17 protein-coding genes and 1 pseudogene are annotated in these 15705 nt (G+C 44.6%); 9 read left to right on the top strand and 9 right to left on the bottom strand.

The genetic code is table 11. The features are described from left to right. Positions 1–218 precede the first annotated feature (218 nt). From AAFP11_RS21805 to clpB, 3 genes are all read left to right on the top strand, one after another. Entirely contained in the window at positions 219–1937 is a 1719-nt protein-coding gene (locus tag AAFP11_RS21805) for an ATP-binding protein (RefSeq protein ID WP_341738957.1), read from the top strand. 82 nt (positions 1938–2019) lie between these two features. Further along, entirely contained in the window at positions 2020–2199 is a 180-nt protein-coding gene (locus AAFP11_RS21800) for a hypothetical protein (protein ID WP_341738956.1), read from the top strand. A gap of 81 nt (positions 2200–2280) precedes the next feature. Continuing rightward, positions 2281–4896, top strand: a complete 2616-nt coding sequence (gene clpB, locus AAFP11_RS21795) for an ATP-dependent chaperone ClpB (protein WP_341738955.1) — start codon at positions 2281–2283, stop codon at positions 4894–4896. Positions 4897–5120: 224 nt separating this feature from the next. Here the strand turns inward: clpB and AAFP11_RS21790 are convergent, their stop codons facing one another. The 4 genes from AAFP11_RS21790 to AAFP11_RS21775 form a co-directional block, all read right to left on the bottom strand. Beyond that, positions 5121–5579: a hypothetical protein gene (locus tag AAFP11_RS21790; protein ID WP_341738954.1), complete on the bottom strand. Its 459-nt coding sequence runs from the start codon at positions 5577–5579 to the stop codon at positions 5121–5123. A 7-nt stretch (positions 5580–5586) separates the two neighbouring features. Further along, on the bottom strand, positions 5587–5877 hold the full coding sequence (locus AAFP11_RS21785) for a hypothetical protein (RefSeq protein ID WP_333142611.1): 291 nt from the start codon (positions 5875–5877) through the stop codon (positions 5587–5589). A gap of 157 nt (positions 5878–6034) precedes the next feature. After that, the gene (locus AAFP11_RS21780; RefSeq protein ID WP_333029546.1) at positions 6035–6211 is read right to left on the bottom strand and encodes a hypothetical protein; all 177 of its coding nucleotides are present in this window, start codon (positions 6209–6211) and stop codon (positions 6035–6037) included. A gap of 69 nt (positions 6212–6280) precedes the next feature. Continuing rightward, positions 6281–6460 (bottom strand): hypothetical protein, encoded by a 180-nt coding sequence (locus AAFP11_RS21775; protein WP_193973468.1) that lies wholly within the window; start codon positions 6458–6460, stop codon positions 6281–6283. 206 nt (positions 6461–6666) lie between these two features. Here AAFP11_RS21775 and AAFP11_RS21770 point away from each other — a divergent pair, with 206 nt between their 5' ends. The 3 genes from AAFP11_RS21770 (at position 6667) to AAFP11_RS21760 (ending at position 8124) form a co-directional block, all read left to right on the top strand. Then, positions 6667–6903, top strand: coding sequence for a hypothetical protein (locus tag AAFP11_RS21770; protein ID WP_341738953.1), 237 nt, complete (start codon positions 6667–6669; stop codon positions 6901–6903). A gap of 203 nt (positions 6904–7106) precedes the next feature. Beyond that, positions 7107–7640 (top strand): DUF262 domain-containing protein, encoded by a 534-nt coding sequence (locus tag AAFP11_RS21765; protein ID WP_341738952.1) that lies wholly within the window; start codon positions 7107–7109, stop codon positions 7638–7640. A gap of 112 nt (positions 7641–7752) precedes the next feature. Beyond that, entirely contained in the window at positions 7753–8124 is a 372-nt protein-coding gene (locus AAFP11_RS21760) for an MAE_28990/MAE_18760 family HEPN-like nuclease (protein ID WP_341738951.1), read from the top strand. A gap of 176 nt (positions 8125–8300) precedes the next feature. Here the strand turns inward: AAFP11_RS21760 and AAFP11_RS21755 are convergent, their stop codons facing one another. Both AAFP11_RS21755 and AAFP11_RS21750 read right to left on the bottom strand, forming a co-directional pair. After that, entirely contained in the window at positions 8301–8963 is a 663-nt protein-coding gene (locus AAFP11_RS21755; protein WP_341738950.1) for a hypothetical protein, read from the bottom strand. A 295-nt stretch (positions 8964–9258) separates the two neighbouring features. After that, positions 9259–10131 carry a YihY/virulence factor BrkB family protein gene (locus AAFP11_RS21750; protein WP_341738949.1) on the bottom strand — a complete coding sequence of 291 codons (873 nt, stop codon included), beginning with the start codon at positions 10129–10131 and terminating at the stop codon, positions 9259–9261. 244 nt (positions 10132–10375) lie between these two features. Here AAFP11_RS21750 and AAFP11_RS21745 point away from each other — a divergent pair, with 244 nt between their 5' ends. Together AAFP11_RS21745 and AAFP11_RS21740 are read left to right on the top strand one after the other, a co-directional pair. Further along, complete coding sequence (locus AAFP11_RS21745) at positions 10376–10987, top strand: hypothetical protein (protein ID WP_341738948.1); 612 nt, start codon at positions 10376–10378, stop codon at positions 10985–10987. A gap of 401 nt (positions 10988–11388) precedes the next feature. Next, a complete protein-coding gene (locus AAFP11_RS21740; protein ID WP_341738947.1) occupies positions 11389–12015 on the top strand; it encodes a metallophosphoesterase family protein in 627 nt (208 codons plus the stop codon). A 134-nt stretch (positions 12016–12149) separates the two neighbouring features. On the opposite strand, the pseudogene AAFP11_RS21735 reads toward AAFP11_RS21740, so the two are convergent. Beyond that, positions 12150–12437: pseudogene (locus tag AAFP11_RS21735) on the bottom strand (formyltransferase family protein); the annotation flags it as partial. 453 nt (positions 12438–12890) lie between these two features. Between AAFP11_RS21735 and AAFP11_RS21730 the strand changes: the two are divergent. Then, entirely contained in the window at positions 12891–14549 is a 1659-nt protein-coding gene (locus tag AAFP11_RS21730) for an IS1182 family transposase (protein WP_341738946.1), read from the top strand. Positions 14550–14611: 62 nt separating this feature from the next. Here the strand turns inward: AAFP11_RS21730 and AAFP11_RS21725 are convergent, their stop codons facing one another. Both AAFP11_RS21725 and AAFP11_RS21720 read right to left on the bottom strand, forming a co-directional pair. After that, a complete protein-coding gene (locus tag AAFP11_RS21725) occupies positions 14612–14893 on the bottom strand; it encodes a hypothetical protein (protein ID WP_341738945.1) in 282 nt (93 codons plus the stop codon). A 17-nt stretch (positions 14894–14910) separates the two neighbouring features. Further along, positions 14911–15705: WD40 repeat domain-containing protein (locus AAFP11_RS21720; RefSeq protein ID WP_341738944.1), on the bottom strand; the 795-nt coding region annotated here is incomplete at its 5' end.

Here is a 15705-nt window from a genome sequence, read left to right as displayed (position 1 = left end):
GAAAGTTGCAAATTTTCAGATCCTCCCCCCGTCGTCAGGTGCGGGGGATTTTACAAACGCCCATGAATTTTGCAAAATGTCAAGTAGAGCAGGTGGCGGAATTATGCAAGGACCCCATAAATGACGAAATTTGTCGATCGAGTAACAACTTATTTACGGTCAGGCTGGCATCAATTATAATTTAGATAGTGCCTTTCTGGGTAACGAGTACATTGCCCATGTCTTTAACCTTAATCTTGAAAAATCAACTCCAGAACCCTCCTCAAACAGGGTTGAAGCATCTATTCAGTCGCTTGGGTATCAGGCAGAAAATCGGCTGCGGATACGCCTTGGTCATTAGTATTGCAATGTTGGGCGCGGTGGCGGGACGGGTAGTGGAATCCTATTGCAAACACCAGGTTAGGGAACAACTGGCGATCGAGCGAGACAAAGCTGAAATCCTGACCAACCTTAATAATATCGCCCAGGAAGTCAGAATTCACCAGTTGTGGCTGGTGAGTCTGACGAAAAAACCGCAAATTTTCGATCGCGAACGCTCGGACTTTCTCAGTCGCGTGGCTCAGATGAGCGCACAACTAGAACAACTGCAAAGCCTCCCGCAGACTTCAAATCACGGCGTAGTCCAAGATTATCAAAAAATTCAAGAGTTCGCTAAAGCCAACAATAAAGTAGTAGAAACTTACTTCCAACAAGTCCAGAAACTATTGGGGAATGAGAAATTATCTGCTTTGAATCCCAAACAGCAGCAGGTGTTCGAGCGCAACTGGTATAATTTTGCGACGGGGGACAGCGCTTTTAAACTGGAAAAATTTTCCCAGGATTCCGCCCAACTAGCGGGTACTTTTCGCGACAAAGCAGACGAAGTATTTAGAACCTACGACCAAGCTGAAAAACTGGGAACTCTAATTCTCATCTGTTCTCTAGGAATATCAGCAGCGATCGCAGCCATGTTAGCAGCATACACCAGCGGTGCGATCGCCGGCCCCCTAGAAGCCACCACCCTCATTGCTCAGCGAGTTACCGAAGAATCCAACTTTGACCTACAAGCGCCAGTCACCAATCCCGACGAAGTAGGACTGCTAGCAATTTCCCTCAACGAACTCATTCAACGAGTAGCAGAATATACAGAAGACTTGCAGGAAGCCAAAATAGCCGCCGAAGCAGCCAACCGCTCCAAAAGTGCATTTCTCGCCAACATGAGCCACGAACTGCGTACCCCCCTCAACGCCATCATCAACTACAGCGAAATGCTCCAAGAAGATGCTCAAGATTCTGGTTCAGAAGACTTTCTGCCCGACTTACAAAAAATTCAAACAGCAGGCAAACACCTGCTGGATATGATTAGCGATATCCTGGATATTTCCAAAATTGAAGCCGGTCACGTCACCCTTTATTTAGAAAACTTCGATGTAGCAACAATGATTGAAGAAGTGATGACCACGGCTCAACCATTAGTAGAAAAAAAAGGCAATGCTTTAGCACTAAAAACCCAAGGTGAACTAGGTACCATGTACGCAGACCAGCCCAAAGTGCGGCAAATTCTGCTCAACTTGCTCAGCAACGCCGCCAAATTCACCGAAAAAGGTGTGATTACCATTGGGGTAGAAAGAATGAAAATTGAAAAACTCCGACCGACAAAAAGGAATAAAAATAAGGAAGATTCTGTCTCTAATTCATACTATACTGCTCAAGTTTTAGTCTTTCGAGTCACCGACACTGGCATAGGGATGACCGAGGATCAATTACAGCAGATATTTAAGCCTTTTATTCAAGCCGATGCTTCAACTACTCGCAAGTATGGAGGTACTGGTTTGGGCTTGACAATTAGTCAACGTTTGTGTCATATTCTGGGCGGCGAAATTAGTGTCGAAAGTCAGGATGGTAAAGGTTCAACTTTTACTGTCAGCCTCCCAGAACGGGTGACTATGCAAGTATGAAGGAAGAAGGAAGAACGAAGAAGGAAGAAGGAAGAAGGAAGAAGGAACGACGCTGATTTTGAACGGATACACGGATTAATTATTGAGTAATCCCAACATTATCTGCGATCGACTGCCAGAAAGGACGGAAATCCTATCTTCAGATAGCGGAATACCGATCGCCCGATCGCCACTAACTCCCTACAATGAGAATTATACGGGCGATCGAGCATTAGCCTCTACAGTAAGTCAATCTACCTGCTTCAAAGTAAAATACGAATGACTAAAAAGCTAGCGGTATCAGCCTTCTTCCTTCTTCCTTCTTCCTTCTTCCTTCTTCCTTCAATTCAGGGAATTAAAATTTATGCAACCCAATAATCCAAACCAATTTACCGAAAAAGCCTGGGAAGCCCTGTCTCGGACTCCCGAACTCGTCAAAGCAGCCCAGCAGCAGCAGCTAGAAAGCGAACACTTGATGAAAGCTTTGCTAGAACAAGAATCGGGACTAGCTAGCAGCTTATTTAATAAAGCAGGCGTATCAGTAACCAAATTGCGCGATCGCACCGATGAGTTTATCAGCCGCCAGCCGAAAATCTCTGGAAGCACCAACAATGTTTATCTCGGCCGTTCTCTCGACACTTTACTCGATCGGGCCGAAACTTATCGAAAAGACTACGGTGATGAATTTATTTCCGTCGAACACCTGATACTAGGATACGTCAAAGACGATCGCTTTGGCAAAAATCTATTACAAGAATTTAAACTAGATGAAGCCAAACTCAAAGAAATAATTACCCAAGTCCGGGGGAACAACAAAGTGACCGACCAAAATCCAGAAGGCAAATACGAAGCGCTGGAAAAATACGGCCGAGACTTGACCGAAGCAGCCCGTCAAGGCAAACTCGATCCAGTCATCGGACGAGATGACGAAATCCGCCGCACGATTCAAATATTGAGCCGCCGCACCAAAAACAACCCCGTATTAATCGGAGAACCGGGAGTAGGAAAAACCGCCATCGCCGAAGGACTCGCCCAGCGAATTATCACCGGAGATGTGCCACAATCTTTGAAAGACAGACAATTAATTAGCTTAGATATGGGCGCATTAATTGCCGGGGCAAAATTCCGAGGAGAATTTGAAGAACGCTTGAAAGCAGTCCTCAAAGAAGTGATGGATAGCAACGGGAAAGTCATCTTATTTATTGATGAAATTCACACCGTTGTCGGTGCGGGTGCAACTCAAGGCTCGATGGATGCCGGCAACTTATTAAAACCGATGTTAGCGAGGGGAGAATTGCGCTGTATCGGCGCAACAACTCTCGACGAATACCGCAAATATCTGGAAAAAGATGCAGCCCTAGAACGCCGTTTTCAACAAGTTTATGTTGACCAGCCAACAGTTGAAGATACTATCTCAATTCTACGGGGTTTGAAGGAACGCTACGAGGTTCACCACGGTGTTAAAATTTCCGACAATGCGTTAGTGGCGGCGGCTACTTTGTCAACTCGATATATTAGCGATCGCTTCCTTCCTGACAAAGCCATTGATTTAATGGACGAAGCGGCGGCTAAACTCAAAATGGAGATTACTTCCAAGCCGGAAGAACTAGACGAAATAGATCGCAAGGTTTTGCAGCTAGAAATGGAAAGACTGTCGCTGCAAAAAGAAAGCAATGCTGCATCGATTGACCGTTTAGAAAGACTGGAAAAAGACTTAGCAAATCTCAAGGAAAGTCAAAGCGGTTTGAACGCGCAATGGCAATCGGAAAAAGGTGTCATCGACAGCATTCAAAAGATTAAAGAACAGATTGATAAGGTTAACATTGAAATTCAACAAGCTGAGTTAAAATACGACCTTAACCGCGCTGCCGAGTTGAAATACGGCACATTAACCGAGTTGCAAAAACAACTGCAAGAAGCGGAATCTAAACTGACAGCAAGTCAGATTACAGGTAAAACTCTGCTGCGGGAAGAAGTCACCGAATCTGATATTGCCGAGATTATTTCTAAGTGGACGGGAATTCCGATTAGCAAGTTAGTTGAATCGGAAATGCAGAAACTTTTGTACTTGGAAGATGAACTGCATAAGCGGGTAATTGGACAGGATGAAGCGGTGACGGCGGTTGCAGATGCAATTGTGCGATCGCGCGCAGGTTTAGCTGATCCCAATCGTCCGGTTGCGAGTTTTATCTTCCTCGGCCCGACGGGTGTGGGAAAAACCGAATTAGCTAAAGCCTTAGCGTCTTATCTGTTTGATACAGAAGAGGCGATCGTGCGAATTGATATGTCGGAATACATGGAAAAACACGCAGTTTCGCGGTTGATTGGTGCGCCTCCGGGATACGTCGGCTACGATGAAGGCGGACAATTAACTGAGGCTGTGCGCCGCCGTCCTTACTCGGTGATTCTATTTGATGAAATCGAGAAAGCACACCCGGATGTCTTCAATATCATGCTGCAAATTCTCGACGACGGCCGCGTTACTGATGCTCAAGGTCACACAGTAGATTTCAAGAATTCTGTGATTATTATGACATCGAATGTCGGTTCTCAATACATTTTAGATGTGGCGGGAGATGAGGAACAAATGCGGAGTCGGGTGATGGAGGCGATGCGGGGTACTTTCCGCCCGGAATTCTTGAACCGGATTGATGAGATGATTATTTTCCACAGTTTGAGTAAGGGCCAATTGCGGCAGATTGTGCTGTTGCAAGTTAAGCGCTTGGAAAAACGTTTGGCGGAACGCAAAATGTCTCTGAAATTGTCGGAATCTGCTCTTGATTTCTTAGCAGAAATAGGCTATGACCCGGTGTATGGTGCGCGGCCTTTGAAGCGGGGAATTCAGCGGGAGTTAGAAACGCAAATGGCGAAGGGTATTTTGCGGGGAGATTTTGTTGATGGGGATACGATTTTCGTGGATATCGAGAATGAAAGGTTGTCGTTTAAAAGGTTGCCGGCCCAGTTGGTGACAGTTAAATAATCTTAGTAAGGTGGGCTGAGGCTCACCTTATTTTTTTGATGGGCGATATCGTTTCCGGTAGCATCGGAATTATTAGCGAAAATTAGGACACGGCAGTGCCGTGTCCCTACAATATTATTTTCGGTAGGGACACGGCATTGCCGTGTCCTCTATATCATAAGGAGTGCAACCGGAATTGATATGATTCCCTACGGGATAGCTGCGCTCGCGCGGCTTTTTTTTCTCTAAATCACGGTAGGTGCTTTAAAAACTTCTAAAATCTTTTGTTTCAAAGTAACTAACTCATCTGTAGCTGCATGAGCTTCATAAATAGCTTCGGATGCTGCTACAAAAGGATCTGCATAAAGGGCAAAATAGAGTGAATTAACTGCGCGCGCTGTGTGAAATGCAGCTAAATAATCTGATAATTTTATATTGCCTTCTCCCATTTTTTCTTGCAAGTCCCACTGAATCTCATCGAGTCGATCGACCAAGGATTGAAGTTTGTTTTGAAGTGAAACATCACCACATTGACCTTTTTCTAGCGCTTCTAATCCTTCGTCAAGAATTGGGTGACTCAAGCTAGTGCGCTCAATTGCGAATTTACAAGCGGCTTTGGCTGCATTTCGCTGTTCGGAAATAGTTGCTTGTTTCAGCATTTCCGATTGTTCAGGAGCGATAATTTCTAAGCGATTTTCTGTCATTGTGTAATTAACTCCTTGGATTAGATTTTTGGGGACTTGCGACTAAGCCGCCAGCGCCTTCTATCGTTTGGACGCAGTTTTCACAAATAGGACGCCCTGCTGCTACTGCAATTACTTTACAATCATTTTTAACGGCCCAAGCAACTATGTTAGCTTCTGCATGGCCAAAACCGGGAATAACGGTTTCTCCGAATAGGAGTGCAGACTTTACTCCCGGACGCAAGTAACCATTGGGTTCGCTGGTTCCTATCACTACTCTGCGGTTTTCTTGGGCGTTTTCCACAACTCCAGCACCCATTGTTACTCTAGATTGCGCGGGTGGTGATAGAGCTTGCTGTAAGGCGATCGCTCGCGTTCGGGCAATGCCTTCAGGATTACTGAAAAGTTCTGCTTCTGTGTAGTCTTCTGGCAGTGTTGTCTCCTCCGTTGTTAAAGATATAGGCTGTGGTCATCGCTTATGGGCGATCGCTTTCTGATTCTTCCTTTTTCTGCTCTTGGCGCTCTCTGACTGCTTTAGCTGCCACATGGGAGAGCAGGTTTGCGAGCGTTCTATCTTCTTCTTCGGCCCATTCGGACAAGGCTTGATGAACGTCTTCTGGCAGTGTAACTGTGACTCGCATACGTGAAGGCATTGGCAGGCATGGTTTTACTTCAATTGTCTTAAATTTTACACTCCAACACCCTTTGAGTCTCGCGCAAATTCAACTCGGGCGATCGCTCCGGGATTCGTCCTTTTTCTGCTCTTGGCGCTCTCTAACAGATTTCGTCAGCAGGTAAGTTGTCAAACTGCTGACCGATCTGCTTTCTTCTTCTGCCCATTCTTCCAGAGCTTTTTGAATCTCCTCTGGCAAGTATGCGGTAACTCGTCCCCGTGAAGCCATTCGTTGCACTGCAAAACATCTCAACACAGTCCATCTTACGCTGTTTTGAGTTAAGACCGATAAAAATATTTCGTTTCAAGTCAATTTATATTATTGTACGTCATTATGTGTTATAACGATACCTGTAAACAGTCAAAAGCCAGCCCCTTACTGTGGAAGGTTCCGGGCTGGCTCTGGCTCCAAAAATATCAATGGAGACGAGTTCTATGTTGACATATAAAGACCGCTTGTGTTGTTGGGCGATCGCCCGTTTGTTACCCTCTGAGCAATGGATAATTGTTGCCCGCTTCCGCAGCCGTTCCGATGCCGACGGCCATTTCAAGTTTTTGCGACAAACAATACCTCACGTCAAGTTTGAGGTTGTGTTCGATTTAAGTGGAGACAGTCACCGTTTATCCGCGTTGGCAGATCGTCCTTCCAATCCCGTCACCAGCGCGTTATAAATGGTAATTTTCGCGGCGGTTTCAGTTAACTAAACATTGGCGATCGCACTTTTTGTTAGTAAGTGCGATCGACCGCATCATCTTAGCCAAATTATAATTTACACTGGCTGGCCTCAAGACTAAAATTCTCCGAACAGGACTTTATCCACCCTGGGCTGTGGTAAAATTATCGTATTCACAACACTCACCCGTTAGTTAAAAATATGCGATCGAAACTAGAACAAATTACGCTTCAAGACAGAAATGCTGCTGAAATGGAAATTCGGGACAAGCGGCACCAAATTAATTACGATACAAAACAGTATCCACTCGAAATACTGGTTCAAAAATATATGGAAGGAATTGACGATGATACTAATAAGTTGTTTATTCCAGATTACCAACGTGAAATGACTTGGGATGAAGCCAGGCAATCAAAGTTTATCGAGTCTGTAATCTTGGGGCTGCCAATACCTTATCTATTCGTTGCCGACATCGGCGATCGTGAAAATGATGAATCACGTTTAGAGATGGTAGATGGTGCAGAACGAATTCTTACTCTAACCAGATTTGTCAACAACGAATTAACCTTAAGTGGACTAGAAAAATTAGAACATTTAAATGGATTTAAGTTTGCTGATTTACTCCTTCCTCGTCAGAGGAACTTCAACCGAACTACACTTCGGGTGATCGAACTAATAAAAACTCCAAATCAGGAATTCCGAAGAGATTTATTTGAACGGATAAATTTTTTTTAATAGCAAAGCAAATACATTTGAAAGAGTCCACAAAATTTCTTGTTATTACTTTGAGAAATCCAAAAACTATTGTGTGTATTGAATAGGTCTACGATCGACTGCTAGGATAATCATGGAAACTGTACTCTTCGACTTTAATACACGCACTAAAGAGGTGCATGATTACTTTATTTTTGTGGAGAGATTGGAAAAACAAACAATGAAGTTAGCTGTATTCGATTCTGTTGGCACATACAAAATACAAAGCCTCAATCCTGAGTTAGCAAAAACTCTCAAATCTAATATTTTCTTGTTACTATATAATTTAGTTGAATCCACTATGCGAAATGCGATTGAAGCCATATTCGATGAGTTAAAAAATAAAGCAATCTCTTTTGACGATCTCAAACCAAAAATCAAAATGATTGTCCTCCAAAATCTTAAAAATCGTTCTCCTAAGAAAATTCATTTAACAATCAACCAAATTTCTACAGATATCAGATAGTGTTGGTCAATTAACAAGGGGTTAAACCCATCACCCATAAAAATGGCGGATATTGGCTCAATTTCTCATTGACCACATAGCTGTTGACTCACTGGGGGCGAACGCAAATGCTTCGTTCTAGAGGTGAGGGGTGACACTCCCTACGAATTCGCCAACAGTCTCTTTCAATCGCCGAGTTACTTCCGCACCATCACAGACTTAATCACAGCATTCGGCTGATACTTATTAGTCTGAAAAAATCCCCCTTTACCCGCGCCGTAAACCCCGGCAAATTGCTTTCCATCAGCCTTGGGAACAAACATAATTTTTCGAGTCGGTTGATTGGCAAAAACCACATTTTCTCTCATTTCATTATCCACATTATAAGATAAAGTAGTCTTGCCGTAAATTGCCTCAGCTTGTTTGAGAGTCATTCCAGGCCCGACGCCCTGAACTGTTTTATAATTAGCATTATCTGTCATCAAAAGTTCAATGACATCGGTATCTTTGAGCTTTGTACCCGCAGCGTAGATTATCCGATACTGCACTTTTCCCGACTGGCTGAGGGCCACAGCATCAAAGTCTACCATAAAAGGAGACTCAACCTTAAACTGCGCCGTCGCACCCAAAGTCTTTTTCAGTTGTCCGAAAGTCATCCCCACCTGGGCCGCTCCCATTGTGCGATCGCTAATTGCTACACTTGCAGAAGCAGCTTTTTGAGCAGCATTAGCCACTTTTGGCTGCGCGTTGGTACTGACACGCGCCACAGCGACACCGGGATTTGACATTGCTCCCAGATAAGAGCCGATCGCCAATAAAACAGCTATCATCGATCCAGACAAAACTTTAATATTGAACATGACTAATTCTCCTAGATTTCAAATGCGACTATCTACCCGCATATTTTGGGCTATATTGGGCATCACCTTGTTAGTTTGGATTCTCAGAGGCGTTGGCCTCTTGACATTCATTCCGGGTGTGGTGATTTGGATACTGATTTTGCTGTCTTTTGTTGCGGGTATCCTCAGCACTATACTGCGTAGGTAATTTGGTATCCGGTAAGTAATAACAGTTATTGGTTATTGGTCGCAAATCACAAATAACTACTGACAACAACCCATTCCCCATTCCCCATTCCCCATTCCCCATTCCCCATTATTTGAGTTTCATTGCCTTTCCAACAGTCACATTCAATTGCGCTCCGATCAGCATCACCAAACAACAAAGATCTAGCCACAATAGCAAAACAATGAAAGTACCAATCGTCCCGTAAGTCCAACTGTAATTGCCCAAATGCAAAACGTAGAAGCGAAACAAAGCTGAAATCAGCGCCCACAAAACAGCCGCAAAAACAGCACCAGAAAAAATCGGTATATTTCTTTGGTGGCGACTCGGCCCATAGCGGTAAATAAAGGCAAAGGCAACTGATATAATTCCCAAAGCAATCGGCCAACGCCACAACCGCCAAACAGCCAACAGTTGCGACTCCAAAGGGCAATTTTTAACCAAGGATAAGCAATTTTTCACATCTTTTAAATTGCAATTAGCAACGGACTCCAGCAGACAACTCTCGCGGGCAATAGCTTGTACAATTAAGTCGCTGACAAATACTGCTCCCGATGCCATAATTAATAGTATAATTGTACCGATACTCAGGGTCAAAGAAATCAGTTTTGCCTTCACAAAAGAGCGAGTTCGATCGATCGGGATTTCATGGATGCGATCGAGTGCAGCCATTGCGGCGCTCATGACTCCAGAAAAAGCCCACAAGGATGCTACAAAACTCAGAGAAAATAGTTGTTGGTTGCGATATAAAAGGATTTCTTTGAGGGAACTACGAATCAAATTCCGCACGTCATCGGGTATGACTTCGCCCAAAAGACCGGCGATTTGATAAAGTGTTGATTGCAAAGGTTCAAAAAGGGCGATCGCACATAACACAGCCAACAGCCCCGGAAACAGCGCCAGCATAGAATTGTAGGCCATTTCCGCCGACAACCCCGGCAACCGCTGCTCTCCTGCCTTCACGGAGACTTCCCTGAGCGTGGGCCAGGTCAAACATCGACAAAAAAGCCAAAAGTGACCAAATTTCTTTTTGATAGCTCTCAGCAGCTTCAAAAGCACCCTAAACAAAGCTAAAATCAAGTAACGCAGCCAGTAATAAATGTTCATAATTAATTAAGCTATTACCAATTCCCAATTCCCAATTCCCAATTCCCAATTCACAATTCCCAATTCCCAATTCCCAATTCCCCAATCTATAATCAATATTATGGTTCAAGATGTCAGACAGTGGTTAGATGAAATCAAGCGGCTGCAACAGCAGTTAACAGAGGTTTCGCGCGATCGCGATGAGGCTGGTGAAAGTGCAGCCCAGTGGCGTCAACTCTATAATACCGAAGCGGAACAGCGGCGGAATGATGCTAAATTAACTCAGCAAAGCATCGCCAATTTAGAAACACAAATACAGCATCTCCAAACTTTCTCTCCCATTGTATCGGAAGGCGAAGCAACTGGAATTGCTCGCATGGAAGAAGTGGAACAACTGCAAACAGTGGGGCAACTTAAGGCTAAGTTGGTTGTGGTAATGGAAGAGCGCGATCGGGCTTTTGAACAAATCAAACAATTGACTCAAGCCCTGAAACAAGAAGAAGCGCGCCACGCCGAAACCAGCAAAAATTTAACTAGCGCCCTCGGAGATGCGGTTGACTTGCTCACGAAAGCCAAAACTCCTGCCGCTGTAAAGACAGAGACAGTATATTCTTTGGAGATAGTACCTGTGAGCACGGAAAATTCAGAAAGTGCGATCGAGATCCGCCACAATCCGGCCCAACTTCCGCCTTCTAAAAATCAGTTACTTCAGCTACCACCTTTTAGCAATTAGTAGGGTGTGTGACAGAGAAAAATCTTTGATTCGTGGGAAAAGATGATTCAGCATTTTTGATTAATTCATGTTCGTGGCCCTCTAACATAGCATCATAAGGGCTACGCTTGCTGAGTAATTTGGCGAAAATGGGCGCTGTATCCAAGACAATAAACAGCAAGGAAATCCCCTGAATCCCAGGGGCGCTCGCAGGATTATGCCTGTTTAGGAATAAAATGTACAGCGGGGCACGCCGAAACTAAAACCCTTGGGAAGACAAACTCTCTGGCTTGTGTTGAGAAACCAACCCAGGTTAAGGTTAGTCGTAGAACCAACTATCCCACTCCTTAAGGGGTGGGAGTGTCAAAACAGCATAATCATTACCACAAAATTTTCACCATGCCACCCATGTAATTGAACTTATGAAAACAGCCATTGTTTCAGATATTCATGGAAATTGGGACGGATTTAATACCGTTTTAGCCGATATTAATTCACGCCAAGTCGAGAGAATTATTTGCCTCGGTGATGTAGTAGATGGGGGAGATCAAAACAATGCTGTTGTAGATTGGCTTAAAGCCAATAACATCACCACGGTAAGAGGGAACCACGATGAAAATTATGACTGTCCCTTGGAGGCAGAGAATAAGAACTGGTTAAATCAACTTCCCAAAGAACTTGTCGAAAAGTCTGTCTTATTTACTCATATTTCTCCCCTAGTTAAGCAAAAAGGAATTAAGAATAACATAGAAGCTTGGAATGTATTTGATGAAACAAATTTTAGATTAGTGTTTATCGGTCATATCCATTTTCCGGCGCTTTTTGGTTATGAGAGCGAATGCTTTAGAGAGGCTAAAGATTACAAAGTTGACTGCGGCAGTCACTATCTAAATCCCACAGATCGTTACATCATTTCCTTCGGGGCAGTGGGTTATCCTCGTGGCGGTGGACAATTTATTCGCTATGGCATTTTTGACTCCGATGAGAATATTGTCGAATTTATCAAATTGAAGGGAACCCTTTTGCCTTACGGGTTGTGTTATTTCTAAACAGCTTAGAAAACCTAAATTGTATGATGAGTATGAAGGCGATTTTATCGATGCCATGATTAATCACTAGCCAGTACAGCACAGCCGAGTGATAAAATGGCTGACAAACCCGCACTTAATAGGATGCCTAATTTTCAAGCAAAAACCACAGTCCTATTGCCATAAACTAAAACACGATTTTGTAAATGATATCGCACGGCTCTTGCTAACACAACCCTTTCTAAATCTTTACCTTTGCGAACCAAATCAGATACTTCATCGCGGTGACTCACGCGCACAACATCTTGTTCGATAATCGGGCCTGCATCCAAATCTGGTGTAACATAGTGGGCTGTTGCACCAATAATTTTTACCCCTCTTTCATAAGCCCTTTCGTAGGGATTTGCACCCACAAACGCGGGTAAAAATGAATGGTGAATATTAAACCGTCAGATAATGACAAAATTGTCTCGCTGAGTTTATTGAGGCTAATCCCGATTATCAATTGTTATCTCATCCCTATTTTTGGGGTGCATGGATTTCTCAGGGGGAAATGTAGAATGTCGCGTTTAGGGGCGGGAGATTCGGCTATTGGTGTCAACTTAAGACTGAAAACGATAATAAATGTCGCTTGTAGTTGAGTCTAGATCCCCCTAAATCCCCCTTAAGAAGGGGGACTTTGAGTAATTTCAGTCCGCCCCACAAAAGATTTTAACTAACAGTAGAACAGGCATCTTGCCTGTCTTATTTCTTAGTCCGCGTAGGCGGACTTCGTTTGTGTAGACGCGGTTTCAAGAGACTGTTGGCGAATGTCTGAGGGGTTTCACCCCTCAGACATCGCCGTCCTGAATAGGCAGAATGATTGTGTAATCACGCACCATATTAAATAATCTATTATGACTCTTCACCCCCGCTCCTTGTCGTCAATTCCAGAAATGACAGCAACTGTGGCACGAACCTCCTTTCCCAAAGGAAATCCATATATGAAAATGCGCGACGAACTCGGAGTGCTGTACCAAGATACTGACTTTATCACCTTGTTTCGAGCCGATTGCGGTCAAAGTGCTTTATCTCCCGGACAATTAGCATTAATCAGTGTGATGCAATTTGCCGAGGGATTGACTGACAGACAAGCAGCAGAAGCGGTGAGAAGTCGTATAGATTGGAAGTATGCTTTGGGATTAGAAATTACTGATAGCGGCTTTGATTATTCAGTTTTAAGTGAGTGGAGAAGTCGGTTAATTGCTGCGGGACGTGAAAGTCAATTACTCGATAAAATGCTAGCACATTTTCAAGATAAGGGATGGCTTAAAGCCAGGGGGAAAGCCAGAACTGACTCGACCCATGTCATCGGAGCTATCCGTAAAATGAACCGCCTCGAATGCGTTGGAGAAACTTTACGTCATGCCTTAAATCAGTTAGCCACCGTGGCGGATGAATGGTTATTAACAGTAGTCAATCGGGATTGGTCTGAGCGTTATGGCACGAGATTTGAGCAATATCGCTTGCCGAAATCTGAAACCGAAAAACAAAGCTTGCTATTGACTATTGGCTGTGATGGTCATCACTTATTGTCAGCTTTGTATGACCCCTTGAGTCCTGAATGGTTGCGTCAGCTCAAAGCTGTAGAAACTTTACGCTGTGTCTGGATACAGCAATATGGGTGGTGTAAAGGCAAAGTTTATTGGCGAGAAGCTGATAATTTACCGCCCCACAAGCAGTTAATTACTTCCCCTTACGATACCGAGGCTCGCAATCGGACAAAAAGAGATACCAATTGGACAGGTTATGCAGTACATCTTACAGAAACTTGCGATCGAGATTTGCCTCATTTAATTACCAATGTTGAAACGACACCCGCCACCACTGGAGATGTAGAAATGACTCAGGTGATTCATCAGGCTTTAGCTGATAAACACCTGTTACCGCAAGAACATATTGTCGATACTGCTTATGTTGATGCTCAACACTTGCTCACCAGTGAGACACAATTAGGTATTGAACTCCTTGGCCCTGTACCACCTGACTCAAGTTGGCAACAAAAAGCTAAGCTTGGCTTTGAGCTTTCTTGTTTTACTGTTGATTGGGAGCATCGCCATGCTACTTGTCCGCAGGGGCACATCAGCCAATCCTGGCATCAACGCTTGGATAATTATGGCAATCCGGTCATTCAAGTACGCTTTCGTCGGCCCGATTGCGCCGCTTGTCCTGTTCGCTCTCAATGTACTCATTCGCCGGCACAGGCCCGTGTTTTGACTCTCAAACCTCAACCTATGAACGAAGCTCAAGCCAAAGGTAGGGCTAGACAACATACCCTGGATTTTAAGCAGCGTTATGCTTTACGGGCCGGTGTTGAAAGCGGACTGTCTCAAGGCATTCGTGTTTTTGGTTTGCGCGACGCTCGTTACATGGGTCTTGCCAAGACTCGTCTACAACATATTGTGACTGCTGCTGCGATGAATCTGTCAAGAATGTGGGCGTTTTGGCGCAACATTCCGATTGGCTTGACCCGTGTCTCTCGTTTTTCGGCTCTTTTTCCCTCTGCCTCATCATAGTTTCTTTCCATGATTATGGGATGTTTGGTTTCACCCTTTTTTAATTCGCCAACAGTCTCTTTCTAACCGCCGGGGTTTCCAACCGCCTCCGATTTCAAATTCGATCGCCCATCCACCCAAAAATGCGATCGCCCCTCAATCCAAAAACCCGATCGCCCTTCAACAAAAAACCCGATCGCCCATCCACCCAAAAATGCGCGAGGCCCCAGAAACCGGGTTTTTTCCGAAGATACTGCATCCCAGCCGAGAAACTCAATAAAAACCCGGTTTCTTTGCTGGTAGGCGAGGCCCCAGAAACCGGGTTTTTTCCGAAATACTTCGGTATAACCCACAGATTCGGGCAAAAACCCGGTTTCTTGGATTATCCCCCGCCGCTAACTCCCTCCAATCGCAGGAAATGCACCCGGCCAGACGTATCGACCGCTACAACACTCACCCCATCAGGCGAAATTGCACAGCAATTAAACCCATGTTCTCCGCTGAAAGTACCAACCTCTTCACCGCTAAACAAATCCCAGACTTTCAGGGTATTATCCCTTGAAGCGGAAATCGCTGTTTTGCCGTCTGGTGCGATCGCCACTGCTGTTACTGATTTAGTATGAGCAGTAAGAGTTTTCAGTTCCCGGCCTGTCTCGGTGTCCCAGATTTTCAGGGTTTTATCCCCTGAAGCGGAAATCGCTGTTTTGCCGTCTGGTGCGATCGCCACTGCTGTTACTGATTTAGTATGAGCAGTAAGAGTTTTCAGTTCCCGGCCTGTCTCGGTGTCCCAGATTTTCAGGGTATTATCCCCTGAAGCGGAAATCGCTGTTTTACCGTCGGGTGCGATCGCCACTGCTGTTACTGATTTAGTATGAGCAGTAAGAGTTTTCAGTTCCCGGCCTGTCTCGGTGTCCCAAATTTTCAGGGTAGTATCCAATGAAGCCGAAATCGCTGTCTTGCCATCCGGTGCGATCGCCACTGCTGTTACATAGCTAGTATGACCGGTGAGAGTTTTCAGTTTCCTGCCTGTCTCGGTGTCCCAGATTTTCAGGGTATTATCCCCTGAAGCGGAAATCGCTGTTTTACCGTCGGGTGCGATCGCCACTGCCAATACCCAGAAACTATGACCCGTGAGAGTTTTCAGTTCCCGGCCTGTCTCGGTGTCCCTGAAAATCTG

Origin of the sequence: Microcoleus sp. CAWBG640, assembly GCF_020883015.1 — a bacterium.
Taxonomy (GTDB): Bacteria; Cyanobacteriota; Cyanobacteriia; order Cyanobacteriales; family Microcoleaceae; genus Microcoleus; species Microcoleus anatoxicus.
Note: the sequence above shows the minus strand (reverse complement) of the source record. Positions and strands in the feature narration are given on the sequence as shown.